This window comes from Streptomyces sp. 2131.1 (genome assembly GCF_900105515.1).
GTDB classification, from domain to species: domain Bacteria; phylum Actinomycetota; class Actinomycetes; order Streptomycetales; family Streptomycetaceae; genus Streptomyces; species Streptomyces drozdowiczii.
In genome coordinates this window covers 4906892-4926929 of the sequence record NZ_FNSY01000001.1, presented here as the reverse complement: position 1 = coordinate 4926929, position 20038 = coordinate 4906892, and the positions used below count along the sequence as shown (strand labels likewise).

17 protein-coding genes, 3 tRNA genes and 1 pseudogene are annotated in these 20038 nt (G+C 72.5%); 9 read left to right on the top strand and 12 right to left on the bottom strand.

The window, feature by feature from the left end; genetic code table 11:
- Positions 1-16 precede the first annotated feature (16 nt).
- Positions 17-583: a hypothetical protein gene (locus BLW14_RS22115; RefSeq protein ID WP_132901732.1), complete on the bottom strand. Its 567-nt coding sequence runs from the start codon at positions 581-583 to the stop codon at positions 17-19.
- A gap of 465 nt (positions 584-1048) precedes the next feature.
- On the opposite strand from BLW14_RS22115, the pseudogene BLW14_RS35245 reads away from it, so the two are divergent.
- Positions 1049-1204, top strand: a pseudogene (locus BLW14_RS35245) (VapC toxin family PIN domain ribonuclease); the annotation flags it as partial.
- 278 nt (positions 1205-1482) lie between these two features.
- Here the strand turns inward: BLW14_RS35245 and BLW14_RS22105 are convergent.
- The 3 genes from BLW14_RS22105 to BLW14_RS22095 all read right to left on the bottom strand — a co-directional run bounded on the left by BLW14_RS22105 (position 1483) and on the right by BLW14_RS22095 (position 1873).
- Positions 1483-1556, bottom strand: a tRNA-Ile gene (locus BLW14_RS22105).
- Positions 1557-1722: 166 nt separating this feature from the next.
- A tRNA-Asn gene (locus BLW14_RS22100) sits at positions 1723-1795 on the bottom strand.
- 5 nt (positions 1796-1800) lie between these two features.
- Positions 1801-1873 (bottom strand) — tRNA-Asn (locus BLW14_RS22095).
- 180 nt (positions 1874-2053) lie between these two features.
- Here BLW14_RS22095 and BLW14_RS22090 point away from each other — a divergent pair.
- From BLW14_RS22090 to BLW14_RS22075, 4 genes are all read left to right on the top strand, one after another.
- A complete protein-coding gene (locus tag BLW14_RS22090; protein WP_093708930.1) occupies positions 2054-2359 on the top strand; it encodes a hypothetical protein in 306 nt (101 codons plus the stop codon).
- 69 nt (positions 2360-2428) lie between these two features.
- Positions 2429-3874: an FGGY family carbohydrate kinase gene (locus tag BLW14_RS22085; protein ID WP_093708929.1), complete on the top strand. Its 1446-nt coding sequence runs from the start codon at positions 2429-2431 to the stop codon at positions 3872-3874.
- Positions 3875-4009: 135 nt separating this feature from the next.
- On the top strand, positions 4010-5743 hold the full coding sequence (locus BLW14_RS22080) for an ABC transporter ATP-binding protein (RefSeq protein WP_093708928.1): 1734 nt from the start codon (positions 4010-4012) through the stop codon (positions 5741-5743).
- A complete protein-coding gene (locus BLW14_RS22075) occupies positions 5743-7674 on the top strand; it encodes an ABC transporter ATP-binding protein (protein ID WP_093708927.1) in 1932 nt (643 codons plus the stop codon). The genes BLW14_RS22080 and BLW14_RS22075 overlap by 1 nt, the downstream gene beginning before the upstream one ends.
- A 45-nt stretch (positions 7675-7719) precedes the next feature.
- Here BLW14_RS22075 and BLW14_RS22070 read toward each other — a convergent pair whose 3' ends face one another.
- From BLW14_RS22070 to BLW14_RS22045, 6 genes are all read right to left on the bottom strand, one after another.
- Positions 7720-8814, bottom strand: a complete 1095-nt coding sequence (locus BLW14_RS22070) for an RNA polymerase sigma factor (protein ID WP_093708926.1) — start codon at positions 8812-8814, stop codon at positions 7720-7722.
- A gap of 153 nt (positions 8815-8967) precedes the next feature.
- Positions 8968-10878, bottom strand: coding sequence for a DNA primase (dnaG, locus tag BLW14_RS22065; RefSeq protein ID WP_093708925.1), 1911 nt, complete (start codon positions 10876-10878; stop codon positions 8968-8970).
- Between the two features lie 106 nt (positions 10879-10984).
- The gene (locus BLW14_RS22060) at positions 10985-12244 is read right to left on the bottom strand and encodes an NAD(P)/FAD-dependent oxidoreductase (protein ID WP_018518280.1); all 1260 of its coding nucleotides are present in this window, start codon (positions 12242-12244) and stop codon (positions 10985-10987) included.
- 88 nt (positions 12245-12332) lie between these two features.
- Entirely contained in the window at positions 12333-13676 is a 1344-nt protein-coding gene (locus tag BLW14_RS22055) for a deoxyguanosinetriphosphate triphosphohydrolase (RefSeq protein WP_093708924.1), read from the bottom strand.
- Positions 13677-13712: 36 nt separating this feature from the next.
- The gene (locus BLW14_RS22050) at positions 13713-14513 is read right to left on the bottom strand and encodes a sirohydrochlorin chelatase (protein ID WP_093708923.1); all 801 of its coding nucleotides are present in this window, start codon (positions 14511-14513) and stop codon (positions 13713-13715) included.
- 89 nt (positions 14514-14602) lie between these two features.
- Positions 14603-15436, bottom strand: a complete 834-nt coding sequence (locus tag BLW14_RS22045; RefSeq protein WP_093710816.1) for a Cof-type HAD-IIB family hydrolase — start codon at positions 15434-15436, stop codon at positions 14603-14605.
- A gap of 152 nt (positions 15437-15588) precedes the next feature.
- Here BLW14_RS22045 and BLW14_RS22040 point away from each other — a divergent pair, with 152 nt between their 5' ends.
- Entirely contained in the window at positions 15589-16362 is a 774-nt protein-coding gene (locus tag BLW14_RS22040; protein ID WP_093708922.1) for a SanA/YdcF family protein, read from the top strand.
- A gap of 7 nt (positions 16363-16369) precedes the next feature.
- Here the strand turns inward: BLW14_RS22040 and cutA are convergent, their stop codons facing one another.
- Positions 16370-16711 (bottom strand): divalent-cation tolerance protein CutA, encoded by a 342-nt coding sequence (cutA, locus tag BLW14_RS22035; RefSeq protein WP_093708921.1) that lies wholly within the window; start codon positions 16709-16711, stop codon positions 16370-16372.
- A gap of 67 nt (positions 16712-16778) precedes the next feature.
- Complete coding sequence (locus BLW14_RS22030) at positions 16779-17402, bottom strand: NADPH-dependent FMN reductase (RefSeq protein WP_093708920.1); 624 nt, start codon at positions 17400-17402, stop codon at positions 16779-16781.
- Positions 17403-17495: 93 nt separating this feature from the next.
- On the opposite strand from BLW14_RS22030, the gene BLW14_RS22025 reads away from it, so the two are divergent.
- The 3 genes from BLW14_RS22025 (at position 17496) to BLW14_RS22015 (ending at position 19984) form a co-directional block, all read left to right on the top strand.
- The gene (locus BLW14_RS22025) at positions 17496-18296 is read left to right on the top strand and encodes an aminotransferase class IV (protein ID WP_177154057.1); all 801 of its coding nucleotides are present in this window, start codon (positions 17496-17498) and stop codon (positions 18294-18296) included.
- A gap of 3 nt (positions 18297-18299) precedes the next feature.
- Positions 18300-18779 (top strand): DUF5990 family protein, encoded by a 480-nt coding sequence (locus tag BLW14_RS22020; RefSeq protein ID WP_093708918.1) that lies wholly within the window; start codon positions 18300-18302, stop codon positions 18777-18779.
- Positions 18780-19138: 359 nt separating this feature from the next.
- A complete protein-coding gene (locus BLW14_RS22015) occupies positions 19139-19984 on the top strand; it encodes a hypothetical protein (RefSeq protein ID WP_256332862.1) in 846 nt (281 codons plus the stop codon).
- Positions 19985-20038: the final 54 nt, after the last annotated feature.

Genomic DNA, 20038 nt, shown 5'->3' with positions numbered 1-20038 from the left:
CTCGCCAGCCCCCCGTCTACTCCCCGGAAGGATCGAAACCCGGCTGTTCCTCCGGTCCTACCTCTTCCAGCACCGCGCCCGGATCGTCCAGTGCCTCCTCCAACAGCACGGGCGGGACCGGCACCGGCCCGGCGCCGCGGCCGGGCTGACGAGGTCCGTAGTCCGCCTTCGCCGCTCCGAACCACGGTTTCCTGAGCCGCACCACGCGGAAGAACGGTGTGCACTCCCCGCCCGTCCACTGCTCGGACAGACCCTGTGCCCGCAGGATCGAAGCCCCCGCCGCGAGATCGGCGAGCCCCAACTGCGCCTGGCCGGCCCCGGCCTGCAGGCGCAGTTCGGCAGAGGCGCTGCTCGCGCCGCTCGTCATCAATGTGCCGGACCGCGCGGTCACCACCTGGGTCACCGCCAGCAGCGAGTCGTCCCAGGTGTCCCAGCTCTGACGGACCAGCTCCGCCGCGAGCCCGGGGTGGTTCGCCACGCCGCTCTCCACCATGCCCGTGAACACCACCAGGGCGGACTTGCTCTTCGTGAACTCGACGGCCGCCCCGAGATCGGCGACGGCGAGAGACGCGAAACCGTCCATCGCGGCACCGGCCGTCTTGAACCGAACCGATACGGTTCCTTGGGCGTCGTACAGAAAATCCCTGTGCGGGAGACCCGGGCGCAGGGTGAACCCGACCCCCCGATCCGACAGCACCCCGGCCGTCCGAACGCGGCCGTCCAAGTTATGGAGAACGTCTCCTACCGCTACCCGCTGCACCAGCGGCCAGGCCAGCCACCAGTCCGCCCAGTCCCCCCGAACTGCCTTGCGGTACACCGTGTATGAGCCAGACATGCGCGCCCCCCGCCGACCAGGATCTCGGCGCTCAGGATACTGACCTCGCCGCCCAGCATGTCAGCCATTCGGACCAATATCCCCCTTCTCGTGACCTGTGGCTCCACTCACGCAGAACAGTGCGGGAGCGGGTCACGACCGAAGAGATCGGAACCAGCCCCTGCCCGCCCGGGCACCGGGCCGTCGCCCACCACCACCCGCCCGGACTGCCCGCCGGTCCCCAAGAACGCCTGGCGCTGGGTCGACACCGCGCAGTACAAGCTCACCCAGCGGGCGCAGCACCTCGCCGCCGGGGCCATCGACCTCGTGGTGTGTGCGACAGCGGTCCTTCACGGGCACACGGTGCTCCACGTGGACAGCGACTTCGCCGGCCTGCGCGCCGACGCGGAGGGGGATCGGAGGGGGCGATGGCACGCCGATGCGGGGCGGTCGAGCGGAGCGCGGCACTCCCCCAACGGTCGTGGGACCGTTCCGCGACGCCCTCACGGAGGCGTCGCCACAAACCACCAGACCAAAGCCACCCGGAGAACACCTTCGGCCCGCGAGGGCTGGCGATCACCACACCCCAGAGGCGGTCGCCACACCCGAAAACATCCCCGGAAAACGCGTTTCCCCAGGTCAGAACGATTCTGCCTGGGGAAGCTGGGTGGGGCGGGTGGGACTCGAACCCACGGCCGACGGATTATGAGTCCGCTGCTCTAACCGGCTGAGCTACCGCCCCGTCTCGGCGTGGCGCGTACATGTGTGCGCACCGTCTGCCGCAGCATAGCCGGTCATACGATCTCCCGCTGCGGATGCCCGGCTGCTGATGACCATGAAGACGGCGCTGCCCGGCGGCCGGTTCCTGGCACACGAAAAAGGACCCCTGAGGGGTCCTCTTCCGATCGCTCCCCCGACTGGACTCGAACCAGTAACCCTCCGGTTAACAGCCGAATGCTCTGCCAATTGAGCTACAGGGGATCGCGCTCCCCCGACTGGACTCGAACCAGTAACCTGCCGGTTAACAGCCGGCTGCTCTGCCAATTGAGCTACAGGGGATTGCTGCGGTGCCTCGAACGTACCTGCCTGGCGGATGCCGGGCGGCGCGCGTTCGCTGCGACACATACATTAGCGCAAGCAGGGGGGTGCTTTGCCAATCGGTATCGGCCGGGGTGATCTCGGGCGTCTGCGGGTAGGCGGGCAGCACACGTCGCACGGAGCGAAGGAAGGGTGGCAGCCATGCGGTACCGGCTCACGTTCATCGCCGGAGTGGCCCTCGGTTACGTGCTCGGCACGCGGGCCGGGCGCGAGCGTTACGAGCAGCTGAAGAAGTCCGCGCGCCAGTTCGCCCAGAACCCGGCCGTGCGCAATACCTGCGAGACCGCGGCCCAGAGCGGCCGTGAGTTCGCGGGGAAGGCGTACCACGCGGTGGGCGAGAAGGTCGGCGACAAGGTGCCGGCATCCGTGACGGACCGGGTGCGGTCCTTCCGGGGGCGCGGGACCGGGAACGGCGCGGCGGACGACTGGGGGACCACCAACACCTAGTCGGCCGCGCCACGGCTTCTGCCGCACCACCGGTAAGGGAAACCGCCGGGGGTGCGGCAGAATCTGTGTATGGGCATAGTCGCCGGCTTGGACAGTTCTTCCGCGTTCACACACATCGTGGTCTGCGATACGGACACGGGCGCCGTACTGCGCGAGGGGTACGCCCCGCACCCCGTCGAGGCGAAGGCCACCGAGGCCGACCCGCAGGCGTGGCTGCTCTCCCTCGGTGAGGCCGCCACCGGCGGGCTGCTCGAAGGCGTGCAGGCGATCGGCGTCTCCGCGCAGCAGCACGGGCTCGTTCCGCTGGACCACCAGGGCAACCTCGTACGTCCGGCGCTGCTCGGCAACGACAAGCGGGCGCAGGCCGCGGCGGCCGATCTGATCGACGGGCTCGGCGGGCGGCAGGCCTGGGCCGAGGCGGTCGGGGCGGTGCCGCAGGCCGCGCAGCCGGTGGCCAAGCTGCGCTGGCTGGCCCGGACCGAGCCGGAGCCGGCGCAGCGGGTGGCGGCGGTGCTGCAGCCGCACGACTGGCTGGTGTGGCAGCTGCTCGGGCGGCCGGCCCGGCGGACCACCGACCGGGGCGCCGCTTCCGGGACCGGGTACTGGTCGGCGGGGACGGAGTCCTACCGGCCGGACCTGGTGGAGCTGGCGCTCGGGCACCAGGCGGCGCTGCCGGAGGTGCTGGGTCCATCCGAGGCGGCCGGGACGACGCCGGAGGGGCTGCTGATCTCCGCCGGGACCGGCGAGACCATGGCGGCGGCGTTCGGCCTGGGGGTCGGCGTCGGGGACGCGGTCGTGTCGCTGGGGGCCTCGGGTTCCGTGATGGCCGTGCACCACGAGGCGCTGGCCGATCCGACCGGGATGATCACCTCGTTCGCCGACGCGACGGGCATGCACCTGCCGGTGGTGCACACGTCGAACGCCGTACGCGCGCTGCGCGGGACCGCCGAGATGCTGGACGTGGAGGGTCTCGACGCGCTGTCCGCGCTGGCCCTGAAGTCGACGCCCGGCTCCTCGGGGCTCGTGCTCCTGCCGTATCTGGAGGGCGAGCGGACCCCGCAGCTGCCGCACACCGCGGGGACGCTGTGCGGGCTCAGGCGCGAGTCGATGAAGCCGGAGCACCTGGCGCGGGCGGCATTCGAGGGGATGCTCTGCTCGCTGGCGGACGCGCTCGACGTGCTGCGCGGCCGGGGCGTGGAGGTGCGGCGGGTCTTCCTGCTGGGCGCGGCGGCCGAGCTGCCGACGGTGCGGCAGCTGGCGCCCTCGGTGCTGGGCACGCAGGTGGTCGTGCCGCAGCCCGCCCAGTACGCGGCGCTGGGGGCGGCCCGTCAGGCGGCCTGGGCGCTCGGGGTCTCGCAGGGGGCGCTGGACGGGCGCACTCCGCCGGCCTGGCAGGGCGCGGCGGCGCAGGTGCTGGAGCCGGGCGAGGAGCTGCCGGTGGGGCAGGCGGTGCGCCAGCAGTACATCGCGACGCGGGACCAGATTCACCCGGGAGCGTTCGACTCGACACGGTGAGTGCGGAGGGACCGCGAAATTATGGACCGGGTCCGTTTTTTGACCTGGACTTGAATAAAAACGTTCGCGGTCCCGGCGAGCGGTGCCGGAAGATGGGTCGGCTCACCCGACCTACGCCGACTCCGAGAGACACGCGTGCTCATAAAAATTCTGCGGGCCTATCTCGGTCCGTACAAGAAACCGATCGCGGTGCTGGTCGTCTTCCAGCTGCTGCAGACCTGCGCCACCCTCTACCTGCCGACCCTCAACGCCGACATCATCGACAACGGTGTCGTCCAGGGAGACACGGGCTACATCCTCCAGTACGGCGGCGTGATGATCGTCGTCAGCATCGCCCAGGTGGTCTGCAACATCGGGGCCGTCTACATCGGTGCCCGTACCGCCTCCGCGCTCGGGCGGGACGTGCGGGCGTCGGTCTTCGACCGGGTGCAGTCGTTCTCCTCGCGCGAGGTCGGGCGGTTCGGCGCGCCCTCGCTGATCACCCGTACGACCAATGACGTCCAGCAGATACAGATGCTGGTCCTGATGACGTTCACGCTGATGGTGTCGGCGCCCATCATGTGTGTCGGCGGCATCATCATGGCGCTCGGCCAGGACGTGCCGCTCTCGGCGGTGCTGCTCGCGGTGGTGCCGGTCCTCGGGGTCGCGGTCAGCCTGATCGTGCGGAAGATGCGCCCGCTGTTCCGGCAGATGCAGAAGCGGCTCGACACGGTCAACCGGGTGCTGCGCGAGCAGATCACCGGCAACCGCGTCATCCGCGCCTTCGTGCGCGACGACTACGAGGAGGGGCGCTTCCGGGGCGCCAACACCGAGCTGACGGACGTGGCGCTGTCGACGGGCCGGCTGATGGCCCTGATGTTCCCGACGGTGATGACCGTCGTGAACGTGTCGTCGATCGCCGTCGTCTGGTTCGGCGCGCACCGCATCGACAGCGGCGGGATGGAGATCGGCGCGCTCACCGCGTTCCTCGCCTATCTGATGCAGATCGTCATGTCGGTGATGATGGCCACCTTCATGTTCATGATGGTGCCGCGCGCCGAGGTGTGCGCGGAGCGCGTCCAGGAGGTCCTGGAGACCGAGTCCAGCGTCGTCCCGCCGGTGGAGCCGGTGCGGGAGCTGCGCGCCCACGGGCATCTGGAGGTGCGCGGCGCGGACTTCCGCTACCCGGGCGCCGAGGAGCCGGTGCTGCGGGCGGTGGACCTGGTGGCGCGGCCGGGCGAGACGACCGCGATCATCGGGTCGACGGGCAGCGGGAAGTCGACGCTTCTCGGGCTCGTACCCCGGCTGTTCGACGTGACGGACGGCCAGGTGCTGGTCGACGGCACGGACGTGCGGACCCTGGACCCGGTGCTGCTGGCCAAGACCGTGAGCCTGGTCCCGCAGAAGCCGTACCTGTTCTCGGGGACGGTCGCGACGAACCTGCGGTACGGGAATCCGGACGCGACCGACGAGGAGCTGTGGCACGCGCTGGAGGTCGCCCAGGCGAAGGAGTTCGTCGAGGCCCTGGAGCACGGGCTCGACGCGCCGATCGCGCAGGGCGGCACCAACGTCTCCGGCGGTCAGCGCCAGCGGCTGTCGATCGCGCGGACCCTGGTGCAGCGCCCGGAGATCTACCTCTTCGACGACTCGTTCTCGGCGCTGGACTACGCGACGGACGCGGCGCTGCGGGCGGCGCTCGGGCGGGAGACCGCGGAGGCCACCGTGGTGATCGTGGCCCAGCGGGTCTCCACCATCCGGGAGGCCGACCGGATCATCGTGCTGGACGAGGGGCGGGTCGTCGGGACCGGCACCCATCACGAGCTGATGGACGGCAATGACACGTACCGGGAGATCGTGCTCTCCCAGCTGACGGAAGCGGAGGCCGCGTAATGGCCGGGCCTGGCGGACGCATGATGGCGGGCGGGGCGCCGACCGAGCGGTCCATGGACTTCAAGGGGTCCTCGAAGCGGCTTCTGAAGCGCTTCGCCGCCGAGAAGAACACGCTGTACGTGATGCTGGTCGCGGTCGCGTGCAGCGTCGCGCTCTCCGTGGTCGGCCCGAAGATCCTGGGCCGCGCGACCGACCTGGTGTTCGCCGGGGTCGTCGGCCGCGGCATGGACGCCGGGACGACCAAGGAGCAGGCCGTCGAGGGCCTGCGCAGGAGCAACAGCGGCCTGGCCGACATGCTCTCCAAGGTGGACTTCACGCCGGGACAGGGCATCGACTTCGGCGCGGTGGGCGACGTCCTGCTGATGGCGCTGGCGGTGTACGTCGGCGCCGGGCTGCTGATGCTCGTGTCGACGCGGCTGTCGATCCGGATCATCAACCGGGTCGTGTTCCAGCTGCGCGAGGACATCCAGACGAAGCTGTCGCGGCTGCCGCTCTCGTACTTCGACCGTGCCAAGCGCGGCGAGGTGCTGAGCCGGGCGACGAACGACATCGACAACATCTCGCAGACGATGCAGCAGACGATGGGCCAGCTCATCAACTCGCTGCTGACCATCATCGGCGTGCTGGTGATGATGTTCTGGATCTCGCCGCTGCTGGCGCTGGTCGCGCTGGTGACGGTGCCGCTGTCGGTGGTCGTGGCGACGAAGGTCGGCAAGCGCTCGCAGCCGCAGTTCGTGCAGCAGTGGAAGGTCACCGGCAAGCTCAACGCCCACATCGAGGAGATGTACACCGGGCACACGCTGGTGAAGGTCTTCGGCCGGCAGGAGGAGTCCGCGAAGGACTTCGCCGAGCAGAACGAGGCACTGTACGAGGCCGGGTTCAAGGCGCAGTTCAACAGCGGGATCATGCAGCCGCTGATGATGTTCGTGTCGAACCTGAACTACGTGCTGATCGCCGTCGTCGGCGGGCTGCGGGTCGCCTCCGGCGCGCTGTCGATCGGTGATGTGCAGGCGTTCATCCAGTACTCGCGGCAGTTCTCGATGCCGCTGACCCAGGTCGCCTCGATGGCGAACCTGGTGCAGTCCGGTGTGGCGTCGGCGGAGCGGATCTTCGAGCTGCTGGACGCCGAGGAGCAGGAGCCCGATCCGGCGAAGGGCGAGGGCGAGCACCCCGGCATCCTGCGCGGCAGCGTCGCGCTGGAGAACGTGGCGTTCCGCTACGACCCCGAGAAGCCGCTCATCGAGGACCTGTCGCTGAACGTCGAGCCGGGCCACACGGTCGCGATCGTCGGCCCGACCGGCGCCGGCAAGACGACGCTGGTCAACCTGCTGATGCGGTTCTACGAGGTGACGGGCGGCCGGATCACGCTGGACGGCGTCGACATCGCGAAGATGTCGCGGGCCGACCTGCGTTCGGGCATCGGCATGGTCCTCCAGGACACCTGGCTGTTCGGCGGGACGATCGCGGAGAACATCGCCTACGGGGCCTCCGGCGACGTCAGCCGGGAGCGGATCGAGGAGGCGGCGCGGGCGGCACACGCCGACCGCTTCATCCGGACCCTGCCGGACGGCTACGACACGGTGATCGACGACGAGGGCTCCGGGGTCAGCGCGGGTGAGAAGCAGCTGATCACGATCGCCCGGGCGTTCCTGTCCGACCCGGTGATACTGGTGCTCGACGAGGCGACCAGCTCCGTCGACACCCGGACCGAGGTACTGATCCAGAAGGCGATGGCGGGCCTCGCGCACGGCCGTACGAGCTTCGTGATCGCGCACCGGCTCTCCACCATCCGGGATGCCGACGTCATCCTGGTCATGGAGAACGGCTCGATCGTGGAGCAGGGCACGCACGACGAACTGCTGGACGCGAAGGGCGCCTACGCCCGGCTGTACGCGGCGCAGTTCGCGCAGGCGGTCGCCGAGGTCGACTAGCCGTACGGCCGCCCCGCGGCTGCCCCGGGTGTACGCGCGTGCGCGTCAGTCGAGGTAGCCGCGGAGCTGGTCGGCGGAGGTGTGGTCGCGGAGTCGGCCGAGGGTCTTGGACTCGATCTGGCGGATGCGTTCGCGGGTCACGCCGAAGATGCGGCCGATCTCCTCCAGCGTCCGGGGCCGTCCGTCGACCAGTCCGTAGCGCAGCTGGACCACCCTGCGTTCGCGCTCGCCCAGGGTGGAGAGGACCGCCTCCAGATGCTGGCGCAGCAGCAGGAACGCCGCGGACTCCACGGGGGACGCGGCGTCGCCGTCCTCGATGAGGTCACCGAGCGAGACGTCCTCCTCCTCGCCGACCGGGGCGTGCAGCGAGATGGGTTCCTGGGCGAGGCGCATGATCTCGCCGACCCGTTCGGGCGTCAGGTCGAGGTGGGCGGCGACCTCCTCGGGCGTGGGCTCGTAGCCGCGTTCCTGGAGCATGCGGCGCTGGACCCGGACGACGCGGTTGATCAGTTCGACGACGTGGACCGGGACCCTGATGGTCCGGGCCTGGTCGGCGAGGGCGCGGGACATGGCCTGGCGGATCCACCAGGTCGCGTACGTGGAGAACTTGTAGCCGCGGGCGTAGTCGAACTTCTCGACGGCCCGGATCAGCCCGAGGTTCCCCTCCTGGACGAGGTCCAGCATGGTCAGGCCGCGGCCCACGTAGCGTTTGGCGACGGAGACCACGAGCCGGAGGTTGGCCTCGATGAGGCGGCGCTTGGCCGTGCGGCCCATGACGACCAGGCGGTCCAGGTCGACGGCGAGGCGGGTGTCGGGGTCCGGGGTGCGGGCGAGGCGTTCCTCGGCGAACAGGCCGGCCTCGACGCACCGGGCGAGCTCCACCTCCTCGGCGGCGGTGAGCAGCGGGATGCGGCCGATCTCGCGCAGGTACTGGCGGAACAGGTCCGATGTGGGCCCGGTCTCCGTCTTACCGCGCCTCTCCGGGGGCTCCTCCGGGTCCACGGCCTCCTCCATCACGACGGCCTCGGCCGGCTCGGGCGCCGCCGGGGGGTGCCCGCCGGCTTCGGGGTGGCACACGGCCCTGGCCTGCACGGGTATGGCAGGCAGGCTCTCGGTTTCGGTCACGGTCCGGGTCTGCACGGGGGCGACCTCCAGGTGATCGCTGCAGGACCGCGGGACGGGGCCGCGCTCCGATGACTCAGGGCACCGCCATCCAGTGTGGGGTACGACACACAGCCGCCACGAGGGGCGTGCGGTGACTTTCTGAGGTCGTCGCGTGACGGCCCGGATAACTCAGAGCGCGTCGGCGCCGTGGTTGCGCAGGGTCTGGGCGTACTGCTGGAGGACCCAGACCTCGTTCTGCGCGGCGGCCAGGTGGTCGGGGGCCACGTTGCTGCCGAGGCGGGCCAGGCTGCTCTGGACGTCGTTGATCCGGCGGTCGACGGCGCGCAGGCGGACCTTGACCAGGTGCTCTCCGGCGTAGGCCTCGTCGATGGACTTGCCGTGGAAGACCTCGACCGCGAGTTCGGTGATCAGCTTGCGGACGGACTCGTTGGGCGTGGCGTCGAGCACCCGGACCAGGTATTCGCGGCTGTCGGCGAGGCCCTGTTCGGCGCCGCCCGCCTCCGCGATGCACTCGCGCACGGCGGTGTAGGGCGGTGCGGTGAACTCGTCGGAGCCGTAGGCGTCGAAGGCGGGCGCGACGAGCTCGGGGCGCTGGAGGGCGAGCTTGAGCAGTTCGCGCTCGGTGCGGTGGGCGGGACTGCGAAGGTTGAGCGCCGGGCCCGAGGGGACGGGCGCGGCCTGGACCTGCTGCTGGTGGCGGGCGCCGCCCCGGCCCGCGGGAGCGGGTCCGCGCCGGTCGCCGCCCCGGCCCCGGGCCCACTGGGCGAGCTGGTTGATCCGGTGGACGACGTACTCCTGGTCCAGGATGCCGATGAAGCCGGCGAGCTGGACGGCGACCTCCCGCTGGACGCTGCCCGTCTTGATCTTGGCGACGACGGGGGCGGCCTCGTCGAGCGCGGCGGCGCGGCCGGCCGGGGTCTCCAGGTCGTAGCGCCCGACGATCTGGCGCAGCGCGAACTCGAAGAGCGGCGTGCGGGGTTCGACCAGGTCGCGGACGGCGTCGTCGCCCTTGACCAGCCGCAGGTCGCACGGGTCCATGTTGTCCGGGGCGATGGCGATGTAGGTCTCGGCGGCGAACTTCTGGTCGTCCTCGAAGGCGCGCAGGGCGGCCTTCTGGCCGGCCGCGTCGCCGTCGAAGGTGAAGATCACGCGGGCGCTGCCGTTGTCCATGAGGAGGCGGCGCAGGATCTTGATGTGGTCGCCGCCGAAGGCGGTGCCGCAGGTGGCGATGGCTGTCGTGACCCCGGCGAGGTGGCAGGCCATCACGTCGGTGTAGCCCTCGACGACGACGGCCCGGCTGGACTTGGCGATGTCCTTCTTGGCCAGGTCGATGCCGTACAGCACCTGGGACTTCTTGTAGATCGGGGTCTCGGGGGTGTTGAGGTACTTCGGGCCGTTGTCGTCGTCGCGGAGCTTGCGGGCGCCGAAGCCGACGACGTCCCCGGCGGTGTCGCGGATGGGCCACATCAGGCGGCCGCGGAAGCGGTCGATGGGGCCGCGCCGGCCGTCCTGGGAGAGGCCCGAGGTGATGAGCTCCTTGTCGCTGAAGCCCTTGCCGCGCAGGAAGCGGGTGAGGTGGTCCCAGCCTGCGGGGCTGTAGCCGACGCCGAAGTGGGCGGCGGCGGCCTGGTCGAAGCCCCGGTCCGCGAGGAACTTGCGGCCGATCTCGGCCTCGGGGCCGTTCAGCTGCTCCACGTAGAACTGGGCGGCGGCCTTGTGCGCCTCGACCAGCCTGATCCGCTCGCCGCGCTGGTGGGAGGGGTTGTAGCCGCCCTCCTCGTAGCGCAGGGTGATGCCGGCCTTGGCGGCGAGCCGCTCGACGACCTCCGCGAACGTCAGGTGGTCGATCTTCTGCACGAAGGCGATCGTGTCGCCGCCCTCCTGGCAGCCGAAGCAGTGGAAGAGACCCTTGCTCGGACTGACCTGGAAGGAGGGGGACTTCTCGTCGTGGAAGGGACACAGGCCCTTGAGGTTGCCCCCGCCCGCGTTGCGCAGCTGGAGGTACTCGGAAACGACGGCGTCGATCGGGACCGCGTCCCGTACCGCCTTCACATCGTCGTCATTGATCCTGCCTGCCACGCGTTGAAGTCTACGGGTGGGCTCGGACAGGAACGGTCCGGGCCGGGGCCGGCACCGGGCCGGCGCGGAGGCGGGAGTGAGGGCCCGCGCACCGGCCCGGGACCGCTCAGACCAGGGATTCCAGGGGCACCGACGGGTCGGCCAGGGCGTCCGGGTCGACGGGCCGGCCCGCCCTGATCAGGTTCTGCACGTGCTCCGTGACGTCCCACACGTTGACGTTCATCCCGGCGAGCACGGTGCGGTCCTTCAGCCAGAACGCGATGAACCGGCGCTTGCCCGCGTCGCCACGGATGACCACCTGGTCGTAGGAGCCGGGCGGGGCCCAGCCGGAGTACTCGAGGCCCAGGTCGTACTGGTCGGAGAAGAAGTACGGCACCCGGTCGTAGCTGACGTCCTGGCCGAGCATGGCGCGGGCCGCCGCCGGGCCGCCGTTCAGCGCGTTGGCCCAGTGCTCGACCCGCAGCCGGGTCCCGAGCAGCGGGTGGGCGGCGTTCGCCACGTCGCCGGCGGCGTAGATGTGCGGGTCGCTGGTGCGCAGCGAGGCGTCGACGGCGATGCCGCCGCCCTGCTCGCGCGGGGCGATCTCCAGGCCGGCGGCCTCGGCGAGCGCGGTGCGCGGGGCGGCGCCGATCGCGGCGAGCACGTCGTGGGCGGGGTGCTCCTCGCCGTCGTCGGTGCGCACCGCGAGGACCATGCCGTCCTGGCCGACGATCTCGGTGAGCCGGCCGCCGAAGTGGAAGCGGACGCCGTGGTCGCTGTGGAGTTCGGTGAAGATCTGGCCGAGCTCGGGGCCGATGACCCGCAGCAGCGGGGTTGCCTCCGGTTCGACGACGGTGACCTCGGCGCCGTAGCCGCGGGCGGCCGCGGCGACCTCCAGGCCGATCCAGCCGGCCCCGGCGATGACCAGGTGGCCGTTGTCCCGGCCGAGGGCGGCCAGCACGTTGCGCAGCCGGTCGGCGTGGGCGAGGCGGCGCAGGTGGTGGACGCCGGCCAGGTCCGTGCCGGGCACGTCGAGGCGGCGGGGTTCGGCGCCGGTGGCCAGGAGCAGCTTGTCGTAGTGGACGACGGTGCCGTCGCCCGTCTCGACGGTCCGGGCGGCGCGGTCGAGCGCGGTGACGGGCTGGCCGAGGTGGAGCTCGACGTCGGCGCCCGCGTACCAGGCGGTCTCGTGGACGAAGACGGTGTCGCGGTCCTCCTTCCCGGTCAGGTAGCCCTTGGACAGCGGCGGGCGTTCGTACGGATGGTCGCGCTCGTCGCCGATCAGGATGACCCGGCCGCTGAATCCCTCCGACCGGAGCGTCTGGGCTGCCTTCGCCCCGGCCAGCCCTCCGCCGACGATGACGAACGTCCGATGTGCGTCGACCACTTGTGCCTCCTCGGTGCTTGCTGCGCGGCGCCAACTGCGAGCGTCCCGCACGCAGCGTAGTGGCGAAAGGGGGTGTGGCCCGATCAGGTCACACCCGGTGGTGGTCGGTCCCCGGGGTGGTGAGCGAGCGGTGCAGGGCGCGGGCCGAGGCGTCGGTGAGGGCCGCGATCTGGTCGACGAGGACCCGCTTGCGGGCGCGGTCGTCGGGCGCCGCCTCGTACAGCGCGCGCAGCTGCGGTTCGAGCCCCTCGGGGGCGCGGGCGGTGAGCGCGGCGGCCAGTTCGGCGATGACGATCCGCTGGTCGGCGCGGATCTCCTCCTGCTCGGCACGCTGCATGACGTAGCGGTCGGCGATGGCCTTGAGCACCGCGCACTCGTTGCGGGTGGCGCGCGGGACGACCAGCTCGGCGGCGTACCGGGTGAGGCGTCCGGTGCCGTATCCCTGGCGGGTGGCGGTCTCGGCGGCGAGGCAGAAGCGGCCGATCAGCTGGCTGGTGGCGTCCTTCAGCCGGGCCTGGGCGACGGCGGACCCGTCATAGCCGTGCGGCCACCACTCCTGGGCGATGAGCCGGTCCAGCGCCTCGGCCAGCTCCTGCGGGTCGGTGTCGACCGGGACGTACCGGCCGATGGCGACGTCCCAGATCTCGCGGCGCTCCGGCTCGGCCTCCAGGCAGTTGGGATCGATGTGCCCGGCGTGCAGCCCGTCCTCGAAGTCGTGCACCGAGTACGCCACGTCGTCGGACCAGTCCATGACCTGGGCCTCGAAGCACTTGCGGTGCGGCGGCGCGCCCTTGCGGAACCACTCGAAGACCGGCAGGTCGTCCTCGTAGACCCCGAACTTGGGCGAGCCGGGATCGGCGGGGTGGGCGCCGCGGGGCCAGGGGTACTTGGTGGCGGCGTCGAGGGCGGCGCGGGTGAGGTTGAGGCCGACGCTGGCCAGGTCGCCGGTGCGGGTGTCGGGGACGAAGCGCTTGGGTTCGAGGCGGGTGAGCAGCCGCAGCGACTGGGCGTTGCCCTCGAAGCCGCCGCAGTCGGAGGCGAAGTCGTTGAGCGCCTGCTCGCCGTTGTGGCCGAAAGGCGGGTGCCCCATGTCGTGGGAGAGGCAGGCCGCCTCCACCAGGTCGGGGTCGCAGCCGAGGGCGGCGCCGAGCTCGCGGCCGACCTGGGCGCACTCCAGGGAGTGGGTGAGCCGGGTGCGCGGGCTGGCGTCCCAGGCCGGGCCGCGGGTGCCCGGCGTGACGACCTGGGTCTTCCCGGCGAGCCGGCGCAGGGCGGCGGAGTGCAGCACGCGGGCGCGATCGCGCTGGAAGGCGGTGCGGCCGGGGCGTTTGTCCGGCTCGGGGTCCCAGCGCTCGGCGTCGGCCGGGCCGTAGGGCGCCGTACCGGGGTGCTGAGTGCCGACCGTGCTGTCCGTGCCGTCCGTGCCGTTCATGGGTCCGACAGTAATCCGCCGCACCGACAGGACGGGTCAGGCGGAGGCCGGAAACCGTGTGTGCGCGGGTATGCCGCAGGCGCCCGCGCCGGCCGCGCGCGCCCGGTCGTAGCGGTGCAGGACCAGCCGGGCCATCGCGGGGTGGGCGCCGAGCGGGGCGGCGGCGATCCAGGGCGCGTGGGCGGCGGCCGCCGAGGCGAAGCGGCCGGGTGCCGTGAAGTACGAGGCGACGGCGATCCGGTGGTGCCCCCGGGCGGCGAGCGCGCGCACGGCGGCAGGCACGGTGGGCGCGGCGGCGGAGGCGTACGCGGGCACCACGGGGACGCCGCCGAGCCGTTCCCCGAGCATCCGTGCGGTACGCCGGGTGTCGGCGGCCGATTCGGGGTCCCGCGATCCGGCGGCGGCCAGCACCACGGCGCCGTCGCGGTCCGAGGCGCGCCAGCCGGCCTCGGTGAGCCGGTCGTGCAGCGCCTCCACCAGCAGCGGGTGCGGCCCGAGGGGGCCCGCGACCCGGGCGCTCAGGGCGGGGGCGTCCGCGACGGAGGCGGGGATGTCGTGCTTGACGTGGTGCCCGCGCCCGAGCAGCAGCGGTACGAGGACGGCGTCTCCGGCGCCGAGGGCGTGCAGGGCGTCCGGCAGGAGGGGTGCGTTGAGCTCTATGTGCCCGATGCGGACGTCCAGCCCCGGACGCAGCTCGCGCACCCGGTCCAGGAGGGCGGCCACGGCGTGCGGGGCACGCGGGTCCCGGCTGCCGTGGGCGACGGCGACCAGGGCCGGGGCGGCGGGCGCCGGACGGTTCACGTGGCCGGGCGGGGGAAGGTGCCGGATGCGGTGCATGCGCCGATGGTGGCGGACGCACGTTGCCGGGGCGTTGCACGCCGGTCACGGGGGTTTTCCGCGCCCTCACAGGGGAAGGGCGGGGGCCGTCAGGCGGGGACCTCCGGTGCGGCGGCGGCTTCGGTGCGGCGCCGGGTCGCGAACAGGCCCTCGATCACCTGCGCCACCCCGTCCTCCTCGTTGGTCCGGGCGTGGACCGGAACGGCGGCCAGCACCGCCGGATGGGCGTTGGCCATGGCGTAGCCCGTACCGGCCCAGGCGAGGACGGTGAGGTCGTTGGGCATGTCCCCGAACGCGATGACGTCCGCCGCCTCGATGCCCCGGTCCGCGCACAGCACGGCGAGCGCGCCGGCCTTGGTGACGCCGGGCGCGCTGATCTCCAGCAGCCCGCGCCCGCCCGAGTGGGTCAGCTGGACCGTGTCACCGGCGCCCTGGCGGGCGGCGGCCAGCAGGGTGTCCGCGTCGAGCCGCTCCGACCAGGCGAGCAGCTTGGTGACGGGGGCTTCGGTGAGCCACAGCTCGGCGAGGGAGGCCACGGGGAGTTCGGCGCCCTCGTCCTCGGACAGGCGCAGCCGGTAGGCCGGTTCGTACAGCACCTGGTTGCCGGTCTCCAGGGCGAAGCCGATGCCGGGTACGGCGGCGGCGAGCGCGGTGGCGACCTGCCGGGCGACGGTCAGGGGCAGCACCCGGGAGGAGACGACGCTGCGGCTCGCGATGTCGTAGATCAGCGCGCCGTTGCTGCACACCGCCGTGCCGGCGAGCCCGGTGGCCTCGGCCAGCCGGTCCACGAAACGCGGCGGCCGGGCGGTCACGATGACGATCTCCGCTCCGGCTTCCTCGGCCGTGCGCAGGGCGCGCAGGGTGCGGGGCGACAGCGAGCCGTCACCGCGCAGGAGGGTGCCGTCGAGATCGGAGGCGATCAACCGTGGGAGCGACATCGCCCGATCGTACGTGGGCCCCGCGGCGGGCGGAGAACCCTTTCGGCCGCCGGATCGTCCAGTAGGACGGGGGGCATCGGCCCCGGCAGCCCCGGCACCAGGGGCGGACGAGTGGGGGCGGGTACGTGAGGGCACGGATGCGGCGGACGCCGAAGGGCGGTGACCGGGCGGGCGGGACCCGGCTGCGGAGGGCCTTCGCGGGGCTGCGGACGGCCGCCACCCGCCTGTGGAGGGCCCTCCCCCGGCTGCGGCTTCCGACGACCCGGCAGGGGCGGCGGCGGGCGGTGCAGGGGCTGATGGCCGCCTGTGTGCTGGCGCTCGCGCCCGCGACCTGGCTGCACACCGTGGCCGACGCCCGGGTCAGGACCGTCGAGGACGTGCCCGCGCGGCAGGTCGCGGTGGTGTTCGGGGCGGGGCTGTGGGACGGGAAGCCGTCCCCGTACCTCGCGAACCGGCTGCGGACGGCCGCCGCGCTCTACCGGGACGGGAAGGTGAAGGTCGTCCTGGTCACCGGGGACAACAGCCGTGAGGAGTACGACGAGCCGGACGCGATGCGGACGTTCCTGGTCGGGAAGGGCGTGCCGGACGACCGGATCGTCAGCGACTTCGCGGGGTTCGACACCTGGGACTCGTGCGTGCGGGCGAAGAAGATCTTCGGCGTCGACCGGGCGGTGCTGGTGAGCCAGGGGTTCCACATCCGCCGGGCCATCGCGCTGTGCCGGGCGGCGGGGATCGACGCGTACGGCGTCGGGGTGGACGCCAGGCACGACGTCACCTGGTACTACGGCGGCGCGCGGGAGGTGTTCGCGGCGGGGAAGGCGGCGCTCGACGCCCTGTTCGAGCCGGACCCGCATTTCCTGGGCCCCCGGGAACGGGGCGTCGACGACGCGCTGGCGGCGGCCTCCCGCTGACGGCGCCTCAGACCGAGGTGACCGGCGCCGTCTCGGCGGAGACCCAGCCCAGGTAGCGGGCGCTGCCCCGGAGGACCGGCAGGGCGATGATCTCCGGGGTGTCGTAGTCGTGCGCCTCCTGGAGGTGGGCCTCCAGCTCCTCGTACCGCTCGGCCGTCGTCTTGCAGAACAGCTGCCACTCCTCGGTGGCCTCGATGGCGTTCTGCCAGCGGTAGACGGAGGTGACGGGCGCGGAGATCTGCACGCACGCGGCGAGCCGCGCCTCGACCAGTCCCCGCGCCAGTTCCCTGGCCTTCTCCTCGCTGTCCGTCGTGGTCAGTACGGTCAGCCAGGCCGGCGTCGTCGTCACTTCGGAGTCCCCTCGCGGTGGTCGGCGGTTTCTCCCCGATTGTGGGCCGCCGCCGCCCGCCGCGCCATCAGCCGCCGTACGGATGGGCCCTCTTCGCGGCCCGCAGCGCCCGGCCCCACCACACGAGCTGGTCGAGCAGCGTCTTCACGGCGGCGTCCGGGCCGGCCGGGTCGCGGTGCCTGCCCTCGTCGTCGAACCGGGCGCCCGCGTTGTGGAAGGAGACGGTGTCGCGGATCGACACGGTGTGCAGCTCGGCGAAGACCTGCCGCAGGTGCTCGACGGCGCGCAGTCCGCCGGAGACCCCGCCGTACGAGACGAACGCCACCGGCTTGGCCTGCCACTCCGCGCGGTGCCAGTCGATGAGGTTCTTCAGCGGGGCCGGGTAGGAGTGGTTGTACTCGGGGGTGACGACGACGAAGGCGTCCGCCCCGTCAAGCCGCGCGGAGACGTCGGCCAGCAGTTCGCGGGTGCTCGCTTCCAGCCGGTACGCGAGGGCGGTGGGCAGGTCCAGGGCGGCGACGTCGACGACCTCTGTCTCGATGGCCGGGTGGCCGTCGGCGTGAGCGAGGAACCAGTCGGCGATGACGGGGGCGAACCGGCCCTCGCGGTTGCTGGCGAGAATGACGGCCACCTTCACGGGGGCGTTTTCGGTCATGGCGGTGGCGGTGGATTCCGCGGTGATGAGGTCCATGCCGAAGACGTTCGTACATCAACCATGGTTGAGGTCAAACGTGACGGGGAACGCACCTCCTGCCGGGTGGAGGCGGCCGCATACCGTGGCCGTATGACGACTCCAGCAGCGCCAGTCCTTCCGTACGCCGAATTCGACGGCCGGCCCGCCACCGAGGACGATCTGCGCCGGGCGCTCCTCGTCAACTACGGGCACTTCACGGCGATGCAGGTCCGCGGGGGCCGGGTACGCGGCCTTGACCTGCATCTGGCGCGGCTGGACGCGGCCAACCGCGAGCTGTTCGAACTCCCCCTGGACGGCGGCCGGGTGCGCGGGCTGATCCGGCACGCACTGGGGAGCGCGGGCGCGGCGGACGCCTCGGTGCGGGTGTACGGGCACCCGCCGCTCGGGAACACCGCGGCCACCGTCATGGTCACGGTGGCCGGGCCGGCCCGGATGTCGCCCGAGCCCAGGAGCCTGATGCCGGTCCCCTACACACGGACCGCCCCGCACCTCAAGCGCCCCGGTGAGTTCGGCCAGACCTACTACGCGCAACTGGCCCGCCGGTCCGGTTTCGACGACGCGCTGCTGACGGGGCCCGACGGATCGGTGGCCGAGGGGGCGGTCGCCAACATCGGCTTCTGGGACGGCACCGCGGTCGTCTGGCCGCAGGCGCCGGCGCTGACCGGCATCACCATGGGCGTCCTGGAACGGGAGCTGCCGGGCGCCGGAGTGGAGTCGGTGCGCCGGGCGGTCACCCTGGACGGGCTCGGCACCTACCGGTCGGCCTTCCTCACCAACTCGCAGGGCCTGGCCCCGGTCGCCCGGATCGGCGACACCGCGTTCACGGTCGACGAGGCGCTGATGAAGCGGCTGACCGGGGCGTACGAGGCGGCTGCGGACGAGGCGGTCTGACTCATGGAGACTGCCCTGCTCGTCCACGTCGAGGGTTCGGGCCTGCCCGGCCGCGTCTGCCCGGCCGGGCCCGGCTTCCCCGGCTACGAGAACGTCCATGTGGGCGTCCAGCGCAAGGACCGCCCGGGCGAGCTTCTCGGCCCGACCCCCGGCGACGCGCCGGAGGCCCGCTGGACCCTGGAGTGCACGGCCGTCGCGGACGGGGACGGGGTCGCGGTCCGGGGACCGTACGTGCAGAACCGGCTCGGCGGGCGCTTCGTCTACCTGTCCTGGGGCACGGTCGACGAGGACGGCCTGTTCACGATGTTCCGGCGGGCCAAGCTGATGTTCGCCGACATCGACCCGGCCGTCCTGACCGCGGCCGTGCGCTGCGGACATCTCACCGCCCGGCTTCCGCTCTCGGACGCCGAGGGGCGACCGCGCTGCGCCCGTGTCCGGCCCCCGGTCATCGCGTGGTCGGCCAGCGCGCCGGGGCGCCCCTGACGCAGTGCGCCCCCTTCGGACCCAGGGGGGGAGGTCCGGAGGGGGCAGCGGCCGGGGGCGGCTGTGCACACCGTCCCGTGGGGGGTTGTGTTGCGTCTTCCCGCTCAGCTCCACCTCACGCGTGTGACATGCATCACATAGGACGACGGCCCCGTCACCCGAACGGCACCGGGGTGCCGCGAGCCGCGCACCTCACCCGCCACCACCGCCTTGACCTGCGCGGACGCGGCTTGGCAAGGGCGCCGCGCCGGGCCGAACGGGTGAGAGCTGACTCGGTGTCAGCAGGCATGGAGGCCGGTCCGGCTGTTGGCTCGGGGCCAGGACACATCCGCCAGCGCCCAGGTCCGGAGGAAACCCCCATGCGCCGTCCTGCCCGACTCGTGACCGGCACCGCTGCCGCGGCCCTCGCCGCCGCCGCGCTCGGCCTCAGCGCCGCCGCCCCGTCCGCGTACGGGGAGGGACCGGCATCCCTGCGGATCACCCCCGCGAGCGCCGCTCCGGGCACCACGGTCACCGTGGACACCACCGCCTGCGGAAGCGGCGGCAGCGCCACCGGGGACGCGAGCGCGCTGGACGCCCCGGAGTTCCCGCTGGTGCCCGCCTCCCTCGAAGAGACCCTGGCCGGCTCCTTCCGGGTGCCCGGCGGCGTCGCGCCCGGCTCGTACGGCATCGGCGTGGACTGCGCGAACGGCGAGAAGGCCACCGGGCAGATCGAGGTGAAGTCCGCCGAGCGGGCGGCCGGCTCCTCCCGCGACGGGGCCGACGCGTCCGACGAGGCCGGCACCGAGGACCCCGCCGCGACCTCCGAAGCGCCCGCGTACGACTTCTCCGACCTGGACGGGCTGGGCGGCGACGAGGACACGGAGGGCCTGGACGGTCTCGACGCCGAGGCCGCCGGCTCCGCCCTCGTACCGGACGCCCCCTCGGAGGCGGGCCGCACCACGCCCACCGAGCGCCCCCTCCCCTCCGGCCACACGACCGCACCCGGCCGGGACGACACCGGGTCCGGTCAGCGCGAGCCCTCGGGCCACCGCACCTCGGCCGCGCCCACCGCCCCCTCGGGCCACGTGAAGACCGGAGTCGGCGGCAGCGTCGGCCCGGACACCACCCAGATCGCGGCGGGAGCCGGCGTACTCGCCGCTGCCGCCGTCGGCGGAGCCTGGCTCCTGCGTCGCCGGGCGAGCGGCACGCGGGACGCCGGCTGACGGAGGCATCCACCCCTCCGTACCGCCCGGTGTCCGTCCCGGTGGCCCCGCGCC

Coding starts and splice junctions, on each gene's coding strand:
- BLW14_RS22115 (WP_132901732.1), bottom strand. CDS start 583: ATGGACGGTTTCGCGTCTCTCGCCGTCGCCGATCTCGGGGCGGCCGTC.
- BLW14_RS22090 (WP_093708930.1), top strand. CDS start 2,054: ATGCGGTACCGGCTCACGTTCATCGCCGGAGTGGCCCTCGGTTACGTG.
- BLW14_RS22085 (WP_093708929.1), top strand. CDS start 2,429: ATGGGCATAGTCGCCGGCTTGGACAGTTCTTCCGCGTTCACACACATC.
- BLW14_RS22075 (WP_093708927.1), top strand. CDS start 5,743: ATGGCCGGGCCTGGCGGACGCATGATGGCGGGCGGGGCGCCGACCGAG.
- BLW14_RS22055 (WP_093708924.1), bottom strand. CDS start 13,676: ATGAACGGCACGGACGGCACGGACAGCACGGTCGGCACTCAGCACCCC.
- BLW14_RS22050 (WP_093708923.1), bottom strand. CDS start 14,513: ATGCACCGCATCCGGCACCTTCCCCCGCCCGGCCACGTGAACCGTCCG.
- BLW14_RS22040 (WP_093708922.1), top strand. CDS start 15,589: ATGCGGCGGACGCCGAAGGGCGGTGACCGGGCGGGCGGGACCCGGCTG.
- BLW14_RS22030 (WP_093708920.1), bottom strand. CDS start 17,402: ATGGACCTCATCACCGCGGAATCCACCGCCACCGCCATGACCGAAAAC.
- BLW14_RS22025 (WP_177154057.1), top strand. CDS start 17,496: ATGACGACTCCAGCAGCGCCAGTCCTTCCGTACGCCGAATTCGACGGC.
- BLW14_RS22020 (WP_093708918.1), top strand. CDS start 18,300: ATGGAGACTGCCCTGCTCGTCCACGTCGAGGGTTCGGGCCTGCCCGGC.
- BLW14_RS22015 (WP_256332862.1), top strand. CDS start 19,139: ATGCGCCGTCCTGCCCGACTCGTGACCGGCACCGCTGCCGCGGCCCTC.